The organism is Sinorhizobium terangae, assembly GCF_029714365.1.
GTDB classification, from domain to species: domain Bacteria; phylum Pseudomonadota; class Alphaproteobacteria; order Rhizobiales; family Rhizobiaceae; genus Sinorhizobium; species Sinorhizobium terangae.
The window spans coordinates 1,265,462-1,287,883 of record NZ_CP121659.1 but is presented as its reverse complement, the minus strand read 5'-3'; the positions used below and the strand labels follow the sequence as shown (position 1 = coordinate 1,287,883).

21 protein-coding genes and 4 tRNA genes are annotated in these 22,422 nt (G+C 57.8%); 10 read left to right on the top strand and 15 right to left on the bottom strand.

The window, feature by feature from the left end; genetic code table 11:
* Window positions 1–104: 104 nt before the first annotated feature.
* Window positions 105–749 carry an outer membrane protein gene (locus QA637_RS06160; RefSeq protein WP_153443208.1) on the top strand — a complete coding sequence of 215 codons (645 nt, stop codon included), beginning with the start codon at window positions 105–107 and terminating at the stop codon, window positions 747–749.
* A 230-nt stretch (window positions 750–979) separates the two neighbouring features.
* Window positions 980–1,243 carry a hypothetical protein gene (locus QA637_RS06155; RefSeq protein ID WP_225106174.1) on the top strand — a complete coding sequence of 88 codons (264 nt, stop codon included), beginning with the start codon at window positions 980–982 and terminating at the stop codon, window positions 1,241–1,243.
* Between the two features lie 646 nt (window positions 1,244–1,889).
* Here QA637_RS06155 and QA637_RS06150 read toward each other — a convergent pair.
* The 6 genes from QA637_RS06150 to QA637_RS06125 all read right to left on the bottom strand — a co-directional run bounded on the left by QA637_RS06150 (window position 1,890) and on the right by QA637_RS06125 (window position 5,099).
* Window positions 1,890–2,348, bottom strand: coding sequence for a BA14K family protein (locus QA637_RS06150; protein WP_153443206.1), 459 nt, complete (start codon window positions 2,346–2,348; stop codon window positions 1,890–1,892).
* Between the two features lie 376 nt (window positions 2,349–2,724).
* Window positions 2,725–3,051, bottom strand: a complete 327-nt coding sequence (locus QA637_RS06145) for a hypothetical protein (RefSeq protein WP_153443205.1) — start codon at window positions 3,049–3,051, stop codon at window positions 2,725–2,727.
* A gap of 163 nt (window positions 3,052–3,214) precedes the next feature.
* On the bottom strand, window positions 3,215–3,415 hold the full coding sequence (locus QA637_RS06140; RefSeq protein WP_153443204.1) for a hypothetical protein: 201 nt from the start codon (window positions 3,413–3,415) through the stop codon (window positions 3,215–3,217).
* Window positions 3,397–3,630: a hypothetical protein gene (locus QA637_RS06135; protein WP_153443203.1), complete on the bottom strand. Its 234-nt coding sequence runs from the start codon at window positions 3,628–3,630 to the stop codon at window positions 3,397–3,399. The genes QA637_RS06140 and QA637_RS06135 overlap by 19 nt, the downstream gene beginning before the upstream one ends.
* Window positions 3,631–3,785: 155 nt before the next feature.
* On the bottom strand, window positions 3,786–4,574 hold the full coding sequence (locus QA637_RS06130) for a DUF1236 domain-containing protein (RefSeq protein ID WP_153443202.1): 789 nt from the start codon (window positions 4,572–4,574) through the stop codon (window positions 3,786–3,788).
* A 393-nt stretch (window positions 4,575–4,967) separates the two neighbouring features.
* Window positions 4,968–5,099 (bottom strand): hypothetical protein, encoded by a 132-nt coding sequence (locus QA637_RS06125; protein WP_283064294.1) that lies wholly within the window; start codon window positions 5,097–5,099, stop codon window positions 4,968–4,970.
* Window positions 5,100–5,499: 400 nt separating this feature from the next.
* On the opposite strand from QA637_RS06125, the gene QA637_RS06120 reads away from it, so the two are divergent.
* Window positions 5,500–6,411 carry a sterol desaturase family protein gene (locus tag QA637_RS06120; protein WP_234887138.1) on the top strand — a complete coding sequence of 304 codons (912 nt, stop codon included), beginning with the start codon at window positions 5,500–5,502 and terminating at the stop codon, window positions 6,409–6,411.
* Between the two features lie 108 nt (window positions 6,412–6,519).
* Here the strand turns inward: QA637_RS06120 and QA637_RS06115 are convergent.
* The 5 genes from QA637_RS06115 to QA637_RS06095 all read right to left on the bottom strand — a co-directional run bounded on the left by QA637_RS06115 (window position 6,520) and on the right by QA637_RS06095 (window position 8,566).
* A tRNA-Arg gene (locus QA637_RS06115) sits at window positions 6,520–6,596 on the bottom strand.
* Window positions 6,597–6,632: 36 nt separating this feature from the next.
* Window positions 6,633–6,938: an ETC complex I subunit gene (locus QA637_RS06110; RefSeq protein ID WP_136507071.1), complete on the bottom strand. Its 306-nt coding sequence runs from the start codon at window positions 6,936–6,938 to the stop codon at window positions 6,633–6,635.
* 403 nt (window positions 6,939–7,341) lie between these two features.
* Window positions 7,342–7,418: transfer RNA gene (locus QA637_RS06105), tRNA-Pro, on the bottom strand.
* A 90-nt stretch (window positions 7,419–7,508) separates the two neighbouring features.
* Window positions 7,509–7,988 (bottom strand): DUF192 domain-containing protein, encoded by a 480-nt coding sequence (locus QA637_RS06100; RefSeq protein ID WP_153443201.1) that lies wholly within the window; start codon window positions 7,986–7,988, stop codon window positions 7,509–7,511.
* Complete coding sequence (locus tag QA637_RS06095) at window positions 7,988–8,566, bottom strand: cold-shock protein (RefSeq protein WP_136507073.1); 579 nt, start codon at window positions 8,564–8,566, stop codon at window positions 7,988–7,990. Before QA637_RS06095 ends, QA637_RS06100 begins: the two co-directional genes overlap by 1 nt.
* 194 nt (window positions 8,567–8,760) lie before the next feature.
* Between QA637_RS06095 and QA637_RS06090 the strand changes: the two genes are divergently transcribed.
* From QA637_RS06090 to QA637_RS06075, 4 genes are all read left to right on the top strand, one after another.
* A complete protein-coding gene (locus QA637_RS06090) occupies window positions 8,761–9,201 on the top strand; it encodes a VOC family protein (protein WP_153443200.1) in 441 nt (146 codons plus the stop codon).
* A gap of 404 nt (window positions 9,202–9,605) precedes the next feature.
* On the top strand, window positions 9,606–10,946 hold the full coding sequence (locus QA637_RS06085; RefSeq protein WP_283064293.1) for a D-Ala-D-Ala carboxypeptidase family metallohydrolase: 1,341 nt from the start codon (window positions 9,606–9,608) through the stop codon (window positions 10,944–10,946).
* 141 nt (window positions 10,947–11,087) lie between these two features.
* Window positions 11,088–11,163 (top strand) — tRNA-Glu (locus tag QA637_RS06080).
* A gap of 174 nt (window positions 11,164–11,337) precedes the next feature.
* Window positions 11,338–11,413, top strand: a tRNA-Glu gene (locus QA637_RS06075).
* Between the two features lie 133 nt (window positions 11,414–11,546).
* On the opposite strand, the gene QA637_RS06070 is transcribed toward QA637_RS06075, so the two are convergent.
* Both QA637_RS06070 and QA637_RS06065 read right to left on the bottom strand, forming a co-directional pair.
* Window positions 11,547–12,287, bottom strand: a complete 741-nt coding sequence (locus QA637_RS06070) for a sulfotransferase family 2 domain-containing protein (protein WP_153440668.1) — start codon at window positions 12,285–12,287, stop codon at window positions 11,547–11,549.
* Window positions 12,288–12,505: 218 nt separating this feature from the next.
* Entirely contained in the window at window positions 12,506–14,311 is a 1,806-nt protein-coding gene (locus tag QA637_RS06065) for an ABC transporter ATP-binding protein (protein ID WP_283064292.1), read from the bottom strand.
* A gap of 326 nt (window positions 14,312–14,637) precedes the next feature.
* Here QA637_RS06065 and QA637_RS06060 point away from each other — a divergent pair, with 326 nt between their 5' ends.
* Window positions 14,638–15,951, top strand: a complete 1,314-nt coding sequence (locus QA637_RS06060; RefSeq protein ID WP_167528298.1) for a polysaccharide pyruvyl transferase family protein — start codon at window positions 14,638–14,640, stop codon at window positions 15,949–15,951.
* 792 nt (window positions 15,952–16,743) lie between these two features.
* Here the strand turns inward: QA637_RS06060 and QA637_RS06055 are convergent.
* Window positions 16,744–18,795 carry an acyltransferase family protein gene (locus QA637_RS06055; protein ID WP_283064289.1) on the bottom strand — a complete coding sequence of 684 codons (2,052 nt, stop codon included), beginning with the start codon at window positions 18,793–18,795 and terminating at the stop codon, window positions 16,744–16,746.
* A gap of 310 nt (window positions 18,796–19,105) precedes the next feature.
* Between QA637_RS06055 and QA637_RS06050 the strand changes: the two genes are divergently transcribed.
* Window positions 19,106–19,843 (top strand): hypothetical protein, encoded by a 738-nt coding sequence (locus QA637_RS06050; protein ID WP_153436390.1) that lies wholly within the window; start codon window positions 19,106–19,108, stop codon window positions 19,841–19,843.
* Here QA637_RS06050 and QA637_RS06045 read toward each other — a convergent pair.
* Complete coding sequence (locus QA637_RS06045) at window positions 19,819–21,309, bottom strand: glycosyltransferase family 39 protein (RefSeq protein ID WP_283064287.1); 1,491 nt, start codon at window positions 21,307–21,309, stop codon at window positions 19,819–19,821. The two genes, QA637_RS06050 and QA637_RS06045, sit on opposite strands and share 25 nt — an antisense overlap.
* 336 nt (window positions 21,310–21,645) lie before the next feature.
* Here QA637_RS06045 and QA637_RS06040 point away from each other — a divergent pair, with 336 nt between their 5' ends.
* Window positions 21,646–22,335, top strand: coding sequence for a glycosyltransferase family protein (locus tag QA637_RS06040; protein WP_283064286.1), 690 nt, complete (start codon window positions 21,646–21,648; stop codon window positions 22,333–22,335).
* The last annotated feature ends 87 nt before the right edge of the window (window positions 22,336–22,422 follow it).

Sequence of the window (22,422 nt, the reverse complement as noted above, 5' to 3'; positions counted from 1 at the left end):
TTTTTTCTTTGCGCCCTGCGTGCGATTCGACTGAACTGATTTTTGGCAGACTCGTTCTCCATTAGTTGATACTCTTCGCGACTAGACAACAGGAGGCATCGGGAATGAGAACCGTGCTTGTTGCGATCTTCGGCGCGTCGCTGCTGGCGGGAACGCCTTACGCAGCAGACCTGACGGAAGCTCCAGCACCAGCGCCGGTTGTCGAAGCAGCCCCCACATTCGTCTGGACCGGCGGTTATGTCGGCCTTCAGGGCGGCGGCGGATGGCTCAACAGCGATTTAAGCGTCCCCGGCGCAAGCGCCTCGAGGGACTTCAACGGCGGCCTGTTCGGCGCCTTCGCCGGTTACAACTACCAGCAGGGTGACTGGGTTCTCGGTATCGAAGCAGACGTTGCCTACAACTGGAACGACAAGACCTTCAACGTCTTCGGCGCGAACACTGAAGTCGGAACCGACGTCTCCGGATCGGTGCGCGGTCGCGTCGGCTACACCTTGAACGAAAAGGCTTTGCTGTACGCAACCGGCGGCTGGGCGGTAACTCGCGGCTTCGTCGATGTTGCCGGCGCGCCGAAGGAGAAGGAGACCTTTAACGGCTGGACCATTGGGGCCGGCGTCGATTACGGCTTCACCGACAGCGTCTTCGGTCGTGCAGAGTATCGCTACAACGATTTTGGCGACAAGGATGTCGGTGGCGTCGATGTCGATCTCGACCAGCATCAATTCACGATCGGCGTGGGGGTGAAATTCTGACGGCGGCAGCGCCGTGCGTCCTGTCAGAGGCGCAAAGAACGCTGCAGCACTTTGAATTACTGCATGTTTCCTTAAATCGGCTACGATTTAAGGAAACATGCAGTAAGATCGTTTTGATCGACGCCCCCCGGCCCCACTACCGGGGGTTTTTTCTGAGGACCGGATAAACCGGAAGACAGGTACTAGGACTGGGGAGCAACACACGAAGGCAATCGAAAACGGGAGGAACAATGGGAAAGTTTCTCGAATTTCTGGGCGGTGTCATCGCGATCGGCACGCTCGCACTGCTGGCAATGACGCTGATACCCTCTCTCGATATCAGGACCCTCTTGGCCGTGCTCCCTTGGGCGTTCCCGGCTATAGCCGGCGGGCTCATTCTGGTAGCCTTCGGCTCGATGCTCGACCATCTTGCCGCGATTCGTTCAGCTGCGGAACAGCAGGCGGAGATCTTCCAGAAACTCTTGGATCGCCGCGCTCCGCCAAAGACCGAATGAGAGGCTGAATGCGGGTGACCTCCCGCGATGCGTGTTTCGCGCGTGTTGGTCGCAGACCCCTCTACCACTTGCATTGCATGGCCTGAGAACGCGGGTGCAGTCTTCGGTAGATTGGAGACGCCTTCAATTCTATTGGTTGAAAAATCCGAATGCTGGGCCAATATTCACATTGAGACGACCAACCCGAGGAGAGTCGCCATGAACAGAAATGTGGTCATCGGCATTATTGTTGTCGCACTCATCATCCTTGCCGTAGTGTATCTGATGCCAGGGTCGGGCCCACAGACAACCGAAACGACTCCCGCTCCGACGACGACGGAACCAGCAACGCCGCAGCAACCCGCTGCACCAGCGCAGCCCGCAACGCCACAGCAGCCCGCGACGCCACAGCAGCCAGCTGCTCCGGCACAGTAGGTTTTCTTAATCGCTGCGTTCGCTTGCTGCATGAGACCGCGCCGCACGTCTTTTGAGACGTGCGGCGCGGAATCACTTTGAACTGCTACCGATTCCGGAAATCACGCGATACTTACAGCGCCGTGCGTTTTATCAAACGCGCAGAGGGACGTTGCAACACTTTGGATTGCTGCATGTTTTTATCCCTGAATTCGGTGCGATTTAAGGAAGCATCCGAGGAGCTTCGGCACGCTCAGTAGTAGGGCGAGACGCACTGCTGGCGAGGCCCGTAATAAGGCTGGAAGCTGTTGTCGTACGCTCGGTAGGAGCGGTACTGTGCATAGCACCAATCGGCATGAGCCCGGCTGGCATTGGTATAGACGCGTCGAGGCGGTGGTGGCGGCGCTGCAATCGCGCCTCCAATGACCATGCCCGCTCCAAACGCCGCCAACGGATACCACCATCCGTCGCTATGCCGACGATATCCTTCCCGACGATAACGATAACCGCGATAACCGTTGTAATGGCCGTAACGGACCCCGTCGTCATGCCAACCGTGACGCGGTCCGCCCTGGTGCCATGGCCTATGGTGGATCAGTTCTATCCCGCTCGGGTTGGACTGCGATACGGGCGCAAAGGGCATGGCCTGAGCCGGAGCGTAGCCTGTGAATGCCGTAACCGCCGCAAGGATGAATACACCGACCTTCTTCATTCATTTCACCGATTCTGTTTCCGATCGGGCGATCTTTCCCTGCCGTGACTGAACCGGGCATGAACGTCCACAGAAGTCGATGAAGGTGCGATCCCGCAAGAATTGGCGACCAATGGTGCCCCGGGCCTGGCTCGGCGCCCAACGCCCTACGGCTTGGCAGATCGGGAGACGATCGCCACTGCATGTTCTTGTCCTCGGTATCGGTTTGAGGACAAGATCATGCAGCGGTTCCAAGTGCTACAGCGACCTTCGCGTTTGCGCGCCGCTCTACTGCATGATTCCTTAAATCGGAATCGATTTAAGGATAAATCATGCAGCAAATCAAAGTGCTACAGCGGCCTTGGCGCGTCCGATTGGACGCGCAGCGCTGTAAGCCCTAGCCTATGCGAGGGCAGCCTGGTCGATTTGCAAAGTACACCGTCGTATATCGGCCGCGGCGGCCGACTCCGTCGACGACAACCTGCCTGCGGGTAACGGATTCAATCTCAGGATCGTCCAACCCCAGGCTGTAGGCGCGGCGAATGGCCTGGCGTTCGCTGCAACCGCGACGATAATCGCGGTCATAATCTCGATCGCGCATTCGCACGTCGGGGCCGCCCGGGCCAAGATACAAGTCCAGAGACTGGGCCGGCGAAGCAGATGGCAGGGCCATAAGGGCACCGGCCACAGTTAATCCGGTCGCGAGAACCTTGCCGATGTTCATGGCTTCTCCTCCATGTCCTTATTAAGTTGTTGCTAAGGCTGAACGGTGCTGCGACGGATAAGTTCCAGATGCGGCCGCCCCAAGTCAGGGCGGCCCTTTCATCGCGCACCGTTTCGTGAATACCGTGGCGGCGCGTCGGTCCCTCGGACTGTCATGCTGTCTCTCAGGGGCCACCTGCCATCGATCCGACGACCACCATCACCACCGCGTCGACATCGATTTCACCATTGACGGTGAGTTTGCCTCCTGTTCGGCGGACACTGAGTTTTGAGGGATTTTCTGCGGCCTGCCGTTCAAGTTCTTCGGTGACCGCAGCGATCGCCTTCGCCTCCAGTGCGCCCTGATTTAGATCGCTGGTACCCATTTCCAGAAAACGCCCTCCTTGCGCTCGGGATAATGCTTGAATTCACACTCGAAACGACGACCGTAAGACACAGCTTCCGCCAGTGCTGCAGGAGCCAGCGGATTCATTCCGGTGCCTGGACCGAACCAGTCTTCGATGAGATCGTCGGGGACATAGGTGCCTATCCTCAGGGGAAGACTGGCCAACACAAAATCCATCTCTTTTGGCGGTGGCATGCGCTCCTCCTCACCAGCCTAACAAGACCAAAGCCCAGAAGTTCCGCCGCCTTGCTGCACCAGCCTGCCGGCTGTCTGTGCGTCAAGGCGGATAGATCGCATTGGTTGGGTGCGAAGTCGAGGCTCGCTGCAAACTGCACCGGACCTCGTGAGCACTATGCCAGGACCACGACGACCTTAAGCGACGAGGGTTCGACGATTACGATCCGACCATCGGCCAAGACGAAGAAGCGGTAACCCTTGTATCTGGGGACGATCTTCACGATACGCTGCGGGAGAGGCCTCAATTCCACGGTTTCCGGCACGACTGCGCCGACCGTCACGTTGAAATCAACGTCGACCGGTTCGACTTTCTCTTCCTTCACGATCTGCGTGATTTCGGTCTTCTGCTCCACCGTCACGTTGACATCGCCGCCACTGGTCCCGCCCTGCTGGGACTGCTGCGATTGCCCCTCAGTGGGCTGGTCCTGCTGCTGCTCGGTCTGCCCCTGATCGGGTTGCTGCTTGGTCTGCCCCTGATCGGGTTGCTGCTGCTTGGTCTGCCCTTGATCCGGTTGCTGCTGATCCGTTTGTCCTTCTGGAGGCTGCTGTTCGGTGTCGGGTTGGCTCGGCTGCTCTGACTGATCTTGCTGCTGTTGTTGCTTCGGCGTGCCGGTATCGGGTTGCTGCTGCTGATCCTGCTGCATTTGCTGTCCGGTCCCACCTTGCTCAGCGCCAGGCTGCTGTTCTTCCATGGGCTGACCTTGCTGGTCTTGTCCGGTACCTTGATCTGGGCTGCCCTGCGCATCGGGTTGCTGGCCCTGGGCACCGCCCTGCGGACATTCGGTACCTGCCGGGCAGTCGGTGGATTGCCCTTGTGCCGGCTGTTCGGTCTGCGCGAGAGCCGGCACGTAGGTGACGCCCAGGCTCAATGCAATTGCGCTCTTTATGAGGATACCTTTCATCAGAAGTACTCCAAATAAAGTCCCTTCTGAATCCGAACCAGTCGGGCTCAAGAGTGTTCCCGCGATCCCCGCCGAAGGCAGCCAAAAAGCGCGTGTATCAGACCTTAGTCCGAAATGGCGCAGCCATAGGTCCTAGGGCCGTTGCGGAATGTTCCTCCTGACACATATTGCAACCGTTGAGCGCCAACGGCGGGTTGTCCCCAATGCCCACGTCAGCGCGAGGTCCCAGAGCGACGCCCCAATAGTCCCTTCTGCCCCGCTCTGGGACCTTCTTCGCAGCAATCCAAAGTGCCACAGCGACCTTTGTGCGTCGATTGGACGGAGGGCGCTGTAATGCAACGCTTCGACCCGGTCGACCAACACGTCGAAATGCCAGCGGGAAAAGACCTCCTACTATGCAGAGGCAATAGACACTGCAATCGTATCCGTCGGCGTTCCGAGCTCGGGTGCAATCGCGACCAATGTCGCAAGCACAAGCAATGCCGCACCTATTCCCATAAACAACTCGGTCAGATCGGCGTCCATAGTCATCTCCCCGAATTTAGGCACGAGAGATTTTGGCGGTTCAATCGCCTGGGCTCAACTCCCAGATTTTAGTGGTCGCGGCCTGCACGTGGAACCATGCATACGCGCTGGCATTACACCAATGTCACGAATTCCGAATGTTCCGCAACCGTTTGGCGATTGTTCGCCTTGCGTTCATTCAACGTTTAGAGAGCGCTAAATTTAGATTTGTCAACGTGAACAGCTGAAGCTGTAGTGCCGACTGCGGCCTGTCCCGCTACGACGACCAGGCCGAACGCATCGGGCTCGTCCGCGGGGGCCGCGACGCTGTCTTGCCGACGCGCGCGTTTCCACTTTGAATTGCCAAACCGGCATGGCATGTTGCGACGGCGCAGTTTTGGCTCGGGGGCTGCAGGTGCCGATGTCGGACGAAACTTTCCATCTTCTGTTTCTGTTCGGATTCTACGCCACGACAGTCGTTACCTACTTCGCCTTTGGCTATGGCCTCACCTGGGTCAACAACTGCAATGCTGGGCGAAAGATCCAGAAGGGGCGCGGTTCCGACAAACGTCGCAATGCGGAGATTCGCCAGAGCCTGGCTTCGATGTTCAGCGCTTGCCTGCCGCTGACCATCGGCCTCTACGCCCAGCAAAAGGGCTGGGCACCGGCACCGTGGACCTTCAATTGGTGGGCGGCGGTACCGCTCTTTGTCCTGTGCATGTTTCTCTACGATACCTGGTTCTATTTCATGCACCGGCTGCTGCACACCAAGTGGCTCTACCCACTGCACGCACTTCACCATAAGAGCGTCGCCCCGACGATCTGGAGCACCTATTCGGAGGATGTCTTCGACAATTTTCTATTGCAAGGCTTCTCAGGCGTGATCGTTTTCATCGTGCCGTTTCCGCCAGCGATTCTCATCGGACAAAGGCTGTTCGAGCATTTCAACGGCATGATCGGACATTGTGGCTTCGAGTACTTCGCCTCATCGACAACGCGTTATCCGTCCCCCTTGCTGTGCACGACTTTCCACGATCAGCATCATTCGGGATTTCGATACAACTACGGTAACTATTTCTCCTTCTGGGACCGCGTGCTCGGCACGATTTCACCAAACTACGACCAGCACGTAAGGAAGTTCGAGGAGGAAGGACTGCCGCTCAAATTCAGTCAGGCCGCTGCCGGCGATGTTCGTACCGGCCGAGCACAGCCCAAAGGAATACGCGGCGCCTCCGATGAGCGACCAGCCATAGACGAACCCGAAACCGACCGTTGCTCTGTACGGCTGGACTCGGCTCGTGATGGCCGAGGTCTGCCCGAAGGAAGCCAATAGGAAGCGGCTCGCGAAGCCCGCTTCGGAGCGCCTTGCGAACAGACCTCAGTCGCATCAGCAACTTGCCTGGTCACATCTATAGCAAAATCAATTACTTAGATGGCGAGATGGCGACCCCTGCAGGACTCGAACCTGCGACAACCTGCTTAGAAGGCAGGTGCTCTATCCAGCTGAGCTAAGGGGCCGTTGGGCGATACCCTCTTGCGGACTTGCCAAGGACCTCAGTGGGTCCAGGGCTGCATCCGGTTGAAACGGAAATTGTCCGAATAGGACACATTCTTGCGCGTCGAATCCTTCGGCGCGATCACGCGATAGTCTATGCCGTTGCGTTCAGCGTAGGCGATTGCCTGTTCCGCGCTTTCGAAGGTGAGCCGCAGTTGCTGGCGCATGTCGCCAGAGCTTGTATATCCCATGATCGGATCGATGGTACGCGGCTTTTCCTGATCGAATTCCAACACCCACAGATGCGTCTTGGCCTTGCCGGATTGCATGGCCGTCTTTGCGGGACGATAGATCTTCGCGGACATAGTTTCGAGCGACTCCCGTTTATCCATCGCAGCGCCGCGGCTCTCACACGCCGGCGATCGCTGAAACTCGTTTATTTGCTGCATAATTCCTGAGTTTAGATCGACTCCAATTAAGGAATTGTGCAGCGGCACAGCCGGCTTTGGCCCCGCCGTGCGTCTTCCCTTAGCGCAGATTGACGTAAAACGGAATGACCGATGATCGGAAAATGAAGCTTTTCCGACAACGTCCCGTGCCGCGTTGAAAATGCGCGACCGCGCGGAGAATCGATTGGTTGCATCCGGCTGAAGCGGACCAAAGGAGAGCTTCTCTTCTGCGGCAAAGCGCTCCCGGTGCTCTCACACGCAGGCGTGCTGAAGTCGTCAAATGAGACGCCAAAATATCAATTATTTTCGTGAAGTTAGATGGTCGGAGTGGAGAGATTCGAACTCCCGACCCTCTGGTCCCAAACCAGATGCGCTACCAGACTGCGCTACACTCCGTACCAACGAGGCCCGGAGATACACGCTTCGCCTCTTGCCTGCAACATGAATTTTGTGCCCGGCGGGTGTGCGTGGCAAACCGTGACGCGCTCAGTTTGCGGCCGGGATCCGGGCCCCTTCCAGGCGGTCGCCCGGCTTTATGCCGAGTCGTTTCACCGTACCGGCGTTGAGTTCGAGCACGAAAGCAACCGGTTCACCGGAATCGATGATCGCTTCGGACAACGGCACGGCGTTTTCATGAATCGTACGCACAGTTCCATCGCGCGCGACAAAGAGCATGTCCAGCGGCAGATAGGTGTTTTTCATCCACATCATCACCCGGCGCGTCTCGCCAAAATCGAACAGCATGCCGTGATCCGGCGCCATCTGGCGGCGATACATGAGCCCCTGCTCGCGCTGGCCAGGATCGACCGCGAGTTCGACCGTCAGGTCATGGGTGCCCGCGCCCGTCAAAAGGCGGAGCTTGTCACGCCCAAATGAGACGTCGGCAAAAACCGCGGAAACGAAAAGCGACAACAAAAAAAGCGCCGCGATGGCGCTTCTTGCAAATATGCGGAGAGACAAAGCCATCAGTGCGACCGGTTGGTTGGCGTCGGGCCGTCGGGATGAATCTCTGCTGCCATGAGACCCTTTTCGCCGTCGCCGAAACGCACCAGCACCACCTGTCCTGGCCGCAGTTCCGTGAGCCCAAAGCGGCGCAGCGTCTCCATATGCACGAAGATGTCTTCGGTCCCCTCGCCTCGCGTCAGGAAACCAAAACCTTTCGTGCGGTTGAACCACTTGACGAGCACGCGCTCCAAGCCACTGGTCGGCGTGACCTGAACATGCGTTCTGACCGGGGGGAGTTGCGACGGATGGACGGCGGTCGACTGATCCATGGAGAGAATGCGAAAAGCCTGGTATCCGCGGTCCCGTTTCTGAACAAGTGCGACGACGCGCGCGCCCTCGAGAACCGTCTGGTAGCCATCGCGCCGCAGGCAAGTAACGTGCAGCAATACATCCTGCATGCCGTTGTCGGGCACAATGAAACCAAAGCCCTTCGCAACGTCGAACCACTTGATAACGCCGGTAATTTCGATGAGGTCAAGGGCGTCGTTGCCAAAGTCGTCATTATGGATGACGTCTTTCGAAGATGTTCTATCCGCCATTCTCCCAGCCCCTCGTTTACGCGCAACTCTTGATACGGTTAACTGATTCTTATTGACCAGAATAACATCGTCCCGCCGCGCCTGCGCAAGTCCCTCGACATATTTTGGCCGGGGTCATTTATGGGGACGCAGCCTTGCCTCTGGCTTGCTGCAGGCTAAGTATACGCCATATTCTCAAAAACAGGGACAACCCAATGCGCTATCTGCACACGATGGTTCGTGTAAAGGACCTGGACAAGGCTCTTCACTTCTACTGCACGCTCTTCGGCCTCGAGGAAATCCGCCGGTACGAAAACGAAAAAGGCCGATTCACGCTGGTCTTTCTTGCCGCGCCCGGCGACCTCGACCAGGCCAAGGAAGGAGGCTCCCCCTGCGTTGAACTCACCTATAACTGGGACCCGGAGGAATACACCGGCGGCCGCAACTTCGGCCATCTCGCCTACGAAGTGGACGACATCTACGGCTTCTGCAAGCATCTGATGGACAATGGCGTGACCATCAATCGTCCTCCGCGCGACGGCCATATGGCCTTTGTCCGCTCACCGGATGGAATTTCGATCGAGATCCTGCAGAAGGGCGAGCATCTGCCTACGCAGGAGCCCTGGGCTTCGATGGCCAATACCGGCAGCTGGTAAGCTCCGCGCAATTCCCGCTGACTAGCGTCCAGCCGTGCCTTCGGCTCGGTCCGTCCGGCGCGGCACCCAAGGCGAAGCCCAAAGATCGGAAATATCGACGAATGATCTTAGGCCCGGCCAGGTGCCGGGCCTTTGCGTATCTATTGTGAAGGCACAAAAAGGTTAGTGCAGGTTTACAAATTGCGCGATGTTCATTACTTTGCGCACCAGACGTTGAAACGGGGTTCTGCTTCGCAATCGATTGCGGCGTAAGCCCTTTACTTGGCCTGACCTTTCCCGTGGTGTGGCTTTTGCTCACCGCGAGGAAAATGAGTTGTTTGTTCTGGGGCGATGTTTCGGAACTGAGACTTAATGCATGTACGATGGCGAAGCCTCGGACGTGCACGGAGAGCGGGGATAAGACGTTGCAACATCTGGAGGGGAAATGCGCGTTCGTGACGTACGGACGCGCGGCCGTGTTATCCGTATCATTATTCGCTTTGGCAGGTTGCATGTCGTCGACCGGCGACGAGATGGCTTCCCTGAAGACGCAGCAATCGGCGACGCTATCCGAGACGGCCGAGACCGAAGGCGATGCCGGCGAGAATCAGGCAGCGACCAACCCCGGAACAATCGCGCCGCAGGCTGCGAGCGTTGCCGCCGAGACCGACGCGGCAGCGACACAGCAGTCCTTGACGATGCAGAGCACTGGGCTCCGCGCCGCCTCGTCCAGCATTTACGGACAAGCACCCGCGAACACGGCTGATAGCCAAACCAACCAGCCGGCAGTTGCAGCATCCGGCGGCGCTATCCTGCCGCAGCCATCAGCGGTCAATGCGACAAGCAGCAGCCTCTTCAGCAACGGCCAAACCATGCTCGAGCCTGCCGCCCCGTTGCAACAGGGCGCGACCAACGAGGCACCAACGGAAGCGCAAACCGTCGCAGACAAAGCCGCGAACGGACCGGCGACAGCGGCCGGAAACGAACTTCCGCTGGTCGTCCCGCTGCCGTTCAGCGCGCAAGCGGCACTCACCGGCAAAATGCCGGTCGAGTTGCAACCGGTAGAAGTTGCCTCGGTGGATGCGGCGACGCTTCCGCAAGCGAATTCCGGTCAACCGGCCGATCCGGCGAAGGAAGAAAGCGAAACGCAGCCAAGGACCAAGACCTGGACGTTCGCGGGCCTCTTTGCCCCGAAGCGGAAGGAGAAGCCCCGCGCCGACGCAGAAAGCACCGTCCGGCGGGCGGAGAAGAAGATGATGACGACGAGCAATGCGAGCCAGCCGCAAGTCGCCTCGCTCGCCTACACCTCCTTGCCTGGCGTCAACATGAATCCGCTTTTCAGCATGGAGCATGAAGATCATGTCGCCGACGAGGAGGATGCACCAGTCGAAACGGCGGCGCTATCCGGTCTCGCCCGCCTGGCGCCAAACGGCCTCATCCTGCAGACAGAGAAAGTAGAAACCGGCTGCTTCAGGCCGGAACTTCTCGAGATGTTGAAGACGGTCGAGAGGCACTACGGCCAAAAGGTCATGGTGACGTCCGGACTGAGGGCGATCAAGGTCAACCGGAAACGCCAGTCTCTCCACACGCGATGCGAAGCCGCCGACATCCAGGTCAAGGGCGTCAACAAGTGGGAGCTTGCGAGCTTCCTGCGCAGCATTCCGGGCCGCGGCGGCGTCGGCACCTATTGCCATACGGAATCAGTTCACATCGATATCGGCCCCGAACGGGACTGGAACTGGCGCTGCCGCCGGCGCAAGGGCTGACGGCTGCCGAACGGCGGGGCGCCAAAAGGCCGTATGGAGCGCGAAGAAAGCCCGCTCGATCGCGCTGTCATTTTTTTGAGAAAAATGAATTTAGCCGCTTGCGGGAATCCAAAGGCCTCTCTATAAGCCACCTCGTCTTGGGCGCCCATCGTCTAGCGGTCTAGGACGCCGCCCTTTCACGGCGGAAACACGGGTTCGAGTCCCGTTGGGCGTGCCATTCCTTCTTCGATATAGTTGCTGGATACTTTGGTGTTGCGATTTCGCATCGCCTTTATGCTTGCCCGAAGAAGACAGGAAACTTTCAAGAGCTTTTCCGCAAGTAAAATCGATTTGGCGACAACTGATCCCTTGCGGGAATGAAAAGGCTTCTCTATAAGCCAGCTCGTCTTGGGCGCCCATCGTCTAGCGGTCTAGGACGCCGCCCTTTCACGGCGGAAACACGGGTTCGAGTCCCGTTGGGCGTGCCACTGTCTTTATTTATCAAAAACTTAGAGATGTGCCGGCATCGGCTTTTGGCCGCGAGCTCAGGCATTTCCGGTGCAACTGAAGCGCCGCACAGGCAATGTAGCCGCGCACCCATCCTCTCCAAGGATGCAGACGCTAATCGGGGAAGCGGTATTTAAAATGCTCGATCTCCGGGCCGAAAAGCCGTTCGATGCGTTCACGATCACCCGGTTTATAGTAGCTGCGGATATCGGGCCTCGTTGCGCTCGCCTTCGCTCTGACCAGAAAGCGATCATCAAACGGCAAGCCGAGTCTGTCGCATACGCTGCGTAGATCATCCGACAGGCACTCTTGCCGGCCTACGAAATCCACGACGATCTCGTCGTTCTTGGTGTAAAGCTGCCAGGACTTCCAGTTGATACGCTCCCTCTCGGCGGCGCCTTCTTCGATCAAGCGGAGCATTTGCGAGAAGCTGGGTCGGGTTTCCGATTTCCTGTAGTGCCAATTGTAAAGAGAAACGGCGCGCTCGAACGGATTGCGCACGAAGCAGAACTTAAAATACTGTTTCCAGGCAGAAGGATCGAAGGCCTCGATTTCACTCGCGCCCGAATGATCCGCGAGCTTGCCTGCAAAGCGCTGGCTGAGAGCAGCACCCGCCAATGAATCGACTTTGCCATTGCGGACGAGCGTTTGCGCGATCCTGAATGGAGAGAGATGGCGGAAGATTGCGATCATCGCCAGCCGATTGGGACTCGCTCCATTGCCGAGCGCATCCTTCCAGGACCCCAGTTGCAGGTCCCAAGGCCCGAATTCACGAGCGAGATACGCAGAGATCGTGCTGCCGGCGGTTTTTGGTACGTGGATGAAAATGAACTTATGGCGATGGGATATGATCATTACCTGGCCAACTCCTTAGCCCGGAACGTTGAACCCGCTGGTGGTTATGAAAAGCGGCGACGACAGCAAGCTGACACCAATGCTCCGTATCCGCATCCTGTGCATTGTCTCGGTTCCGTAAGCCGCGGGGCGGCCGCCCCACCCTAGATTTCTGCTTGAGCGCCAATGGAAACTTTTCTCCCCCATGCCCACACCACCTTTTGGTTTAAGCGTTCGAGCTAGGTGACATCGGCCCTCACGGACAATTCCAAAGCGCTACCTTGCAGATTGTGGAGGCGAGCGTAGAGACCGCCCGGACGGTGCGAAAGTTCCTCGTGCGTCCCCTCCTCAACGACCATGCCCTCCTTCATCACGACGATCTTGTCAGCATTAACGACGGTGGAAAGCCGGTGGGCGATGACGATGACAGTGCGGCCGCTCATCGCCTCATCGAGTGCCTTCTGGACCGTTGCTTCCGACTCGGTATCAAGGGCCGAGGTTGCCTCGTCCAGAAGCAGAATGGGCGCGTCGCGAAGGAGCGCACGGGCGATCGACAGGCGCTGGCGCTGGCCACCGGAAAGAGTCATGCCTTGTTCACCGACCGGCGTATCGTAGCCCTGTGGCTGCGCGAGAATGAAATCATGCGCATAGGCAAGTCGCGCCGCTTCTTCGACTTCTGCGTCCGTTGCTTCCGGTCGGCCGTAGCGGATGTTGTCGCGGATAGAACCTTCAAAAAGGTAAGCTTGTTGCGAGACATAGGCGAGTCCGCTGCGTAGCGACTGCTTGGTGACGGTTGCTATGTCTTGCCCGTCGATCAGGATCGCGCCCGACTGCGGATCGTAGAAGCGCGGAATGAGGCTGATGATCGTCGACTTGCCGGCGCCGGACGGGCCGACAAGCGCGGTCGTCTTGCCACCTTCCGCATGGAAGCTGACCCCCTTCAGGATTTCCTCGCCATTGCCATAGGAGAACCGCACGTCGCGAAACCCGACGGTCGCCTTGCTGAAGGTCAGTTCGTTGGCGCCGGGCAGGTCTCGCTGATGCGGCACCGTGTCCAGAATTTCATAAAGCATGCGCGCGTTGACGGCGGCGCGCTCCAGGGACAGCTGCAGGCGAGCCAGGCGCCGGGCCGGATCGTAGGCCATGAGAAGAGCGGTCACAAAGGCAAACAAGGCACCCGGGGCCACGCCGCCGTAGATTGTGCGGAGCGCGGCATAAGCAAGCACACTCGAGATCGCCAGTCCTGCGAAGGTCTCGGTCAATGGCGCTGTCCGCTCGCTCAAGCGCGCGATGCGGTTGGCGCGTCCTTCCGCGCGCCCGATGATCCCGTCGACCTTGCGGCGCAACTCGTCCTCCATCGTAAAGGCTTTGACGATGGAAATACCTTGAATGGTTTCCTGCAACGCGCCTAGCACGCGGCTGTTGGCCTCGACCGCTTCGCGCGTCGCCAGACGCAGCCGCCTGGAAATGTAGCGAAGACCGAAGAGCAACGGCGGAGCCACAAGAACGATGATAAGCGACAGCAGCCAGTCCTTGCTGACCATGACGGCGACGAGACCGATCAACGTCAGGAGATCGCGAGCGATCGACGTGACCGTCATGTTGAGCACGTCGCGGATGCCGGCGACGTTTTGGTTGATCTTGGCGGTGAGCTGTGCCGAGCGCTTCTCCTGGAAGTAGCCGACGCTCAGCGCCATCAGGTGCACATAGAGACGGCGCTTGTAGCGTGCGACAATGCTGTTGCCGATTTTTGATAGAGCGACGGCTTGTCCGTAAGTCGCCAAGCCTCGCAGCACGAAGGCAGCAAAAATCGAGAAGCAGATAAGAATAACGGTGTCGCCCCGCCTGTTGGCGAAAGCTTCGTTGATCACCGTTTCGCTGATCCAGGCGATGAAGCCCGTCGTTGCAGCCACGACTATCAGGCAGGCGACCGCAAAAGCGTAGCCGCGGATATGGTCGCGGCCGTTTTCGGCAATGACGCGCTTCAGGATCCCGGTGGTCGTTTCGGAATCGATCTCGCGCTGTTTTCGATCCTTGACGTTCAAAAAGCCGTCCCTGCCACCATCCATTGCGTTCTGTGCACTGGCGCCGCGCTCCGCGTCTCTATAGTGCCTTGATACCATTTTGGCGAGTCTTGGCAGAGCCCAACCGCGCAGCTTGCACTGGCGCCACTCCCGCAATCTCTCGGCGCGGGAAAGGTCGAAGAGGCTTTCGCTTTGCCAATAATTTGTGTCTTCCCATGCTTTCGTCGCGTCGATTCTGCCGAGAGGGAAGGATTTGAAGGATCCTTTCCGCAATTTCTTGATGTCGGACCATATTTTATGCACTCTATAAGACAGCAATCATCCTCAACTCTTTGAAAGCAAGAAAATTGTTCGAGGGGATAAAGTCCGCCATACATTGGCGGCTGGCGAAGGACCTGAGGAAATCGGATCCTGACAAGGCTGCACGGCACCTGTTGCTGGCAGCAACGGCACGCGGCGCCGACGTTTCCAAAGCCAGGCGGGCCGTTGGATTTCTGGTTGCAGACAAAAGGTACTCGGACGCTCGCACTATTTGCCGAGAGCATATTTCTCGAGGCGATCCGTCCGGCTTTTGGCGACATTACGAGACCTTTGTCGAAGAGCTCGGAAGCTCTTTCCGACACCAGAAAGGGTCCCGCTCGAAAATCAAGGTTGCCCTGTTCAACGATACAGACTTCAGAGTGAATATCGGATGCCGGCTGACGAGCCAGGGTCTGAAGCGACAGATTCTGCATGCGTTCCCGGAGGCCGAGATAACGCCCATCAGTTTCAACTTCGCAGCCTTCAGACAGGAATTCGAGAGGAACACATCCACTGAACCGTTTGAGCTCCCGGACATCGGAAACCGACTTTCAGCTGCGTATGGCAAAGACGCCATAGATCATATAACGGCCGCCGATTTCGTAATTCTTCAGCCAGAGGGATCGTTGGACCACAGGACAACGGCAGAAGGACTTGCGACGTTCTTCACTCCTGTCCTTACCGCGAGAAAGCTGGGGAAACCATTCGCGGTATTGAACGGAACGATACCGATCTACGACGATGAACGATCCGGCTATCTCAGAACGCTCTTCCACGAACTCGGGCATGTCGCCGCCCGCGACGAAATCTCAGCGGAATTTTACGGAATCGAATTTCTGGCGGATGCTGCATTCCTTCGGATATCGCCAGGGCCCTCGGCCGAACGCGATGGTTGCCTGATAACCACCGGGGCCAGAAACAATGCCGAGGAAGATGTTGGAATCCTCAAGGCTGCACTGAGAGCTTGCGAAGCGTTGAGGCTTCGGCCTGTTGTTCTTACGCATGCGGTTGAGCGCTTCAACGCTCATGAGGCCGAGATCATTGCTCGGGGCGGCGTTTTTGCTGAGACAGCCGGCATAGAACATGCCGCCGGGACGATTTCAAAATGCCGCCTGCATATTGGTGGCCGCTACCACATGGCGATATTCAGTCTCCTCTGTGGCGTCCCTTCTCTCCTCTTCGACGTCAAAACGCACAAAAACCAATGGCTAGAGCAATACTCATCTCTGATAAAACTTGTGCATCCGCACACAGATCTCGCGGCGGCAGCCGTTACACTGAGGGATGGCGTGTCCCAGTACCATCGCGAAACAGATATGGCGGATAAATATCTTCGTTTCCTGAAAGGCGCCTATTGTTGAGCCGCGCCATGCTCGGAAGTCGAAGGGTCCGATGAATTCTCTCGCCTGTCGTCCCTCTCTCACTGACAACTCTCCCATATGAGAGCGGCGACGCCTGGGAGTCGCCGGACGCCGTGAGGTCTGGTCAAGGCAAGATTTTCGATGATGACGCCCGACCTCAGCAGACGCTGCGTCGTCAAGGCCGGTGCCATCGCTTTTCGCCCACTATCGCCATTGGCGATAGTGGGCGCCAGACAATGGCCTACCCTCAATCGGTGAAATCGTGTTCGTCCGCCCACCCACTGCCCATCTCAGAATTGCATCCGCTTCGGCATGCATCCTTGCTCTGATCTCGGCCGCCTCAACTTCATTGGAGGCGCATTGCGGCGAAATACGCTCAAGAGCATTGAGAACTTCGTGCTTCAGTTCTGCAAAAGAGTTGTCCCTGACCTTACTGGTTACTAGGATTTTCACCAGTAACTCGAGGGTCGCAACCCGCAGCCGGTCATCGTCGATATGCAAACTTCCGTCCCCCGGTGGTTGCACTTATGCTTGCAGATTAACAGCGGCGTTTATCGTTTGCAATTTAGACTCGCGGTCTTGATTGGAGGCAAAGCCTCTTACAGCGCCGTGCGTCCTTTAGGACGCACAAAGGACGCTGTAACTCTTTGATTCCACGCATCGTGCTTTCCGAAAATCGGGTCCGATTTTCGGGCCGATGCGCTAGAGGAGCGAAATGGGCCCATCGGTCGATGATTAGACGACAAACACGCGCACGCGTGTCATTTCGGCGTCTTCCTTGAGCGAGGGCAATCAAGATCTCGGTGCGGAGACCCAAGATTGGGCACCCTCTCGCACTATGTGCAGCACGGGGTGGAAGAGTGCCGAGAGACTTTCCGCGCCTTTCGCAGACAGGTGATCTCCGTCCCTGTAGAGAACGGTGCCCTTACGCATAACGTGACACTTGGCGGCGTCGCACATCACACTCATCGGATCGACGACCAAAGCTCCGCTGGATTTTGCCGCTTCCTCCAAAACTCGCCGAGCCAGTGCTTGGCGCATTTTCGTGTAATCAAGAGGAGGAGCTATGTCGAGCGGGCGCCCCGAAACAACGGCTCGTGCGAGGGCTTCGGGGACTTCGTATCCCATCTCTGGCACATCCATCACCAGAACCGCCTTCGTTCCCTGCCGAGCGAGCTTCGTTAACGTCGTGTTGAGTCCCGCCTTGACCGGCGCGGACCAATCTGTCCAGGAGGGTTTGACGCGAGGATCAAAAAAGACGCCCTCGCCTGGAAGCCCCGCCCGGTGAACGTACTTCGGCCAATAGCCAACCATGAAAACGAAGGCGAACTTCTTCTGCTCAATCAGCGACATCACGGCGGAATTGTGCTCGATACACCGCTTAACCGCTGCCGGACGACCGAAATCCGTATTCGGCAAAGGCGGGCACGATGCGCGCCCCACGAACATGCCCGACATGCCCATTTGACGAGCTGCAACGTCGATTGCCGGAGCGATGGCCGCGGCATGAGAATCGCCCCATACAAGGAACTGCGGCTCGCTTGCCGTCTCGACGCCCACCCTGCAAAGCTTCCCTCTCCTTATCTGCGCCGGTGTCAATCCTTCTCCATTTGTGTCGGCGAAACACCGCGCTGAAGAGAATCGGCTCTCATCATAGGTGGCCTGGTAGAGCGTGCGGGCCTCTTCTGGCAACCTTTGGGGAATGCCTTGCAGACCGTTTACGATGCTTCCGAAGACGACCGCCGAACCAATCGCAGCGCTGCTCACGCCGACGATCGCGCCGCGCGAGGATACCAGTCCGCCATACCGCGCAGGCTGCTCGACGAACTTCCACGAAACGTAGGCCAGCGCGAAGGACATCGCCACCGCGGTCAGCGCCCACCCGGTTGTCAGCTCGTGGCCGAGGCCATAGCGCAAGAACACAATTGTGGGCCAATGCCAGAGGTAAAGGGAATATGAGATGCGTCCGATGAAGACAGAAACGGGATTACCTAGAAAGCGCGCGATCAACCCGCCTCGACAGTGCGCATGGATCACGAGGGCCGTACCGAGGCAGGGCACGGCGGCATGGGGACCGGGAAAGGGCGTATCAGGAGAATAGGTAAAAACGGGCAGCAAAATCGCCAGCAGCCCGAGTGCCGCCAATGCCTTTGACCCGCGGGCCGCATAGGCCGGACGCGGAGCAATGGCAACAAGAGCTCCGGTCAGCAACTCCCAAACGCGGAAATGGAGCAAGTAGAATGTCTTTTCCGGAGCGTGTGCGACCCCCCAAGTGCTGGCCCCGAAGGACAGGAGTGCCACCACCAGCACAACCGTGAGAATGTGCCTGCGTGCGAATTTGTAGCCAAGAAATACGGCGACGGGAAAAATCAGGTAAAACTGCTCTTCGACAGACAGAGACCAGGTGTGAAGCAGCGGCTTCATCTCTGCGGCGACATCAAAATAACCGCTTTCGCCACGGAACAGAATGTTCGAAGTGAATAACGCAGCCGCCTGGACACTATCGCCGAAGTAACGGAACTCTTGCGGCATGAGCAAAAACCACGCCGCCACAGTCGAAACCGCGATCATCGAGAACAAAGCCGGGAAAATACGCCTCATCCGCCGGAGATAGAACGCCCCGAAACTGAAGCTGCCGCGCTCGAGCTCTGTCAGGATGATCCTCGCCATGAAAAAGCCGGACAGGACAAAGAAAACGTCAACGCCGACGAATCCTCCGGAGAACGACCTGAAGCCTGCGTGAAAGAGGAGCACCGGCAAGATCGCTACGGCGCGCAGACCGTCCAGGTCCGGCCGATATTCGAAGCTCTGATGGGTTCCTGCCACGCTGCTCCCCGTTGCCATGACCTACCGCCGAAAGCCAGAGCGTTTACGTTCACCGCGGAATGGTGCGGTGCTCTCCCTGGGACACCTGCGCGAATCTATCGATGATCGGCGTGAAGCGCTCGAAATCAAATAAAGACGGCCAAATTGTGCGTTTGAGAGGTACCCATGCCTTCTTGGGCGTGACCGCCAGAAGGTTCGAGATATTGCCACACTGGCCTCCCAAAGACGATGACGCGGCGGCGAATGGACACTTAGCCGAGCTTGTGCGAGAAATGGGATGACAGCCGCTAAGTAAATCTCGCCTCGATACCTGGTCAATGGATTCGCGATGACGATTGAACCTGACGCGCTTGAAACACTGCGGGAAAAACACCGTCGCTGGCTCTCGCGGCTCGGGATTCTCGATAAGCCGTGGTTGATCCTCGGCTCCGCGCCGGACCCCACGATACCGCCGGACCTAATAGGACATTGCGCACGCGTCGACGTCAATAACTCGGGCAAGACAGCCAACGCACTCGGTCTGCCACCCGCCGATTTGACGTTCCGAAAACGGAAGAAGTCATGGGAAGAGCATCCCTATGTAAGGACGAGAGGGCTTCTATGGCTCCATACGAAGCCTCTTTGGGTGATGTACCTGAAACTTCTTTCAATGCCGCGCGTGCGTTACAAGAGCCTGATGCGCGCCACCAAAGATGAGCGCGAGGCGATCGTCGAAGTCGTGAGTGGCGGGCTACCCCCTGATATTGGAGAGTTGGGCAAAGTGACGAACGGAGTTGCCGCCGTCTGCTACGGACTTTTCATGGGCGTGCCGTCTGTGACCCTCGCGGGGTTCTCAGTCACGAAGATGGGCCATTCTTACGACGATAAGGGGAGAATTCGGCGGCAGATCGCTGAAGACACCTTCGTTCTGACGCGCTTGAGAGATCGCGGAAATGTCTTCACGACCGAGTTGGAGCTCTCTGAGCATATCGGCCTGCGTTTCGTTCGGGATAGAAGCGACATCGCCGCCAACATGGACGGCTCGATCGGGCCGGACCGGCTTCACCGGAGGTCCGCCCAAACATAGGCAAAGGTGTACACGTCGCCCGGGCGCCCAGCGTTGTAGGGAACTGAGATGATCGTGGGCTTCGAATCGGCCATTCGAACGAGCATGGATTCCAGCAGGGCCGCAATGCGAGGAGGAATCGCTTCTCGCCCGCTACTCTCTGCCGACCAAGCAGCCATAATTCGCCCTGCCGGGAGCCGTTTTTCCGCCCCTTGAGAAAACCCGGTCAGTATAATCGGGGTGTCGGGAAACTGAATCCTGAGGTTGCCCGCCACGATCCGGTCGTCGACTACAATGGCGACCGGGGGCGGGCCGGCCTCAGCGCGCACAGCGTGGGCGAAACCGTTGTAAGGCGTGTGTGCGAAAGAATAGTCGCCGATCATTGGACCGATGAAGACCCTTGCCCAAAGCATCAGGATGACGCCGACTGAGAGGACGCCCGCTATCGAAAGGAGCGCGGGCAAGCGCCGGGCGGGATTCAGACCTGCGGCATCGATTTTGAGCGTCAGATAAAGCGGGAGAAGCGCCGTAAAAAGCGCCAGCCACTTCGGACGAATGTGGGTCGCACCCATTGCGACCACGATGAACGCCACCATGACGAAGCAGGCAAGAAGCATCCTGCCGACCACCCTCGTCCATAGACTTTCGGCGCGCAGGATCTTCCCCAGATCCGCAAAGAAGATCGACCCGAAGACGGCAAGCGTCAGTGCGACGCCCTTGAGTGCCGCAACCGTCAGGGAGACAAGCCCCTGGATGGCGTGCGGCAGCGCGCTGCCCGCCCCCTCCTTCATCTCGGCCACAGTGACACCCGTGGCATGGCCTATATTGTTGACGATCCAGAAGGCATGGGGTGCCACGATTACCGCGCAAACTGCAGCCGAAGCGAGTACACGCCAGTCAAACAAATGTTTGCGCAGCGTCACTTCCGGCAAAATGGCAAGCAACGCCGCGACCGGGAGTATCACGAAATTGTATTTCGAGATCGCCCCGAGCCCTATGGCAACGCCGACGAGCAAGTAGTCGCCAAGATTGGGCGGTTTCTTGAGAGCTCGGAAGAAGCCGTAGAGGAAGAGCGACACCGCAAATAGCGCTGCGACGGTGTGGGACAGGTCGCGCTGCGACAGAAGGAAAACCGGCGGTAACGTCAGCACACCCAGCACCGCCACCGCAGGACTCAACTGGCTTCGGGAGAGTACACGCGCGGTAAAGCCGTAAAATAGAAGGAAGAGGAACAGAAGAACGTTCTTTACGACAGTCAGCGACGCGACGGAGATTCCAAATAGGGCCACGACTCCGTATTGAAGCCAATTGTAGAGGGGCGGCTGGGCTCCGTATCCGAGCAGCAGATATTGAGAGAGCAGAGCCTGCTCTGACTCATCGATCTCGAGCGAGTCCGGGCGCAGAATTTTCAAGACGATGCTTAGCAGGCAATAACCGGCAATCAGAACGTACAAGAGATCCGGTCTTCGCACCAGGAGACTGCGCATTCCCCCTCCCCATCGTCCTCGCCCATACTGGTCGCAATAGCACGGGCAAGCGACAAGCTACTAGGCGAAGTTCGAGGAATTTGCCAGACGCCCTCCTGTGGCTGTGAACTACAAAGCGCAAAATTTCGCTTCATTGGCAGGACGAGACAATGCGACACGGAAGCACTGTCGCCGGCGAACGTTATCCGCTGCCCCAAGGCTTCACGCCGACGCCTTTTTTGGATAAACCGGATATCGGGACGAGACGCAAATCAAAGTCAGTTCAAGTCGTTTCGCCGCATAGAGGAACAAGCCAGGCCCAGGACGTTTTGAAGCCTACCTATAATCGGAGGTGTAATGACGCAAAATGCTCACATTTTCATCGGCTTCGATAGCAAGGAAGTCGTTGCCTATCATGTTCTTTGCCAAAGTATTCTGGAAAAGAGCTCCATCCCGGTCTCGTTCACGCCGATATCCTTGAACAACGTCGAGAGGATTTTTACACGCGAGCGGAATCCTCTCCAATCTACCGAGTTTTCCTTTTCGCGATTCCTCGTACCTTATTTGAGCGGCTACGAAGGTTGGTCGCTTTTCGTTGACTGCGATATGCTGATGCGAACTGACATCGCCCAGTTGTGGGAGTTGAGAGACGATCGCTATGCCGCGATGTGCGTAAAGCACAACTATGTTCCGAAAGTCGAAACGAAATTCCTGGGGCAAGTCCAAACCAAGTACGAAAAGAAGAACTGGTCGAGCGTGATCCTGTTCAACAATGCCACGTGCCGAAAGCTGGATCTGAACTACGTCAACACTGCTACTGGGCTTGAATTGCATCAGTTCAAATGGCTGGATTCCGACGACCTTATCGGCGAACTGCCGCCGAGTTGGAACTGGCTCGTCAACGAGTACGAATACTCGCCGGATGCAAAGCTTGTCCATTTCACAGATGGCGGGCCTTACTTCGATGAGTACAGGAACGATGACTACGCCGAGGAGTGGTTCGCTGCACGTGATCGCGTTCTTCATGTGACGCAGCGCTCGGCTTAACCGCAGCACCATGAGCCATTTTCATCGGGGCGGTGGAGACGAACTGCCGCCCCGATCTCAGTTCTTCGATGCACCTTCCGCTTCCAA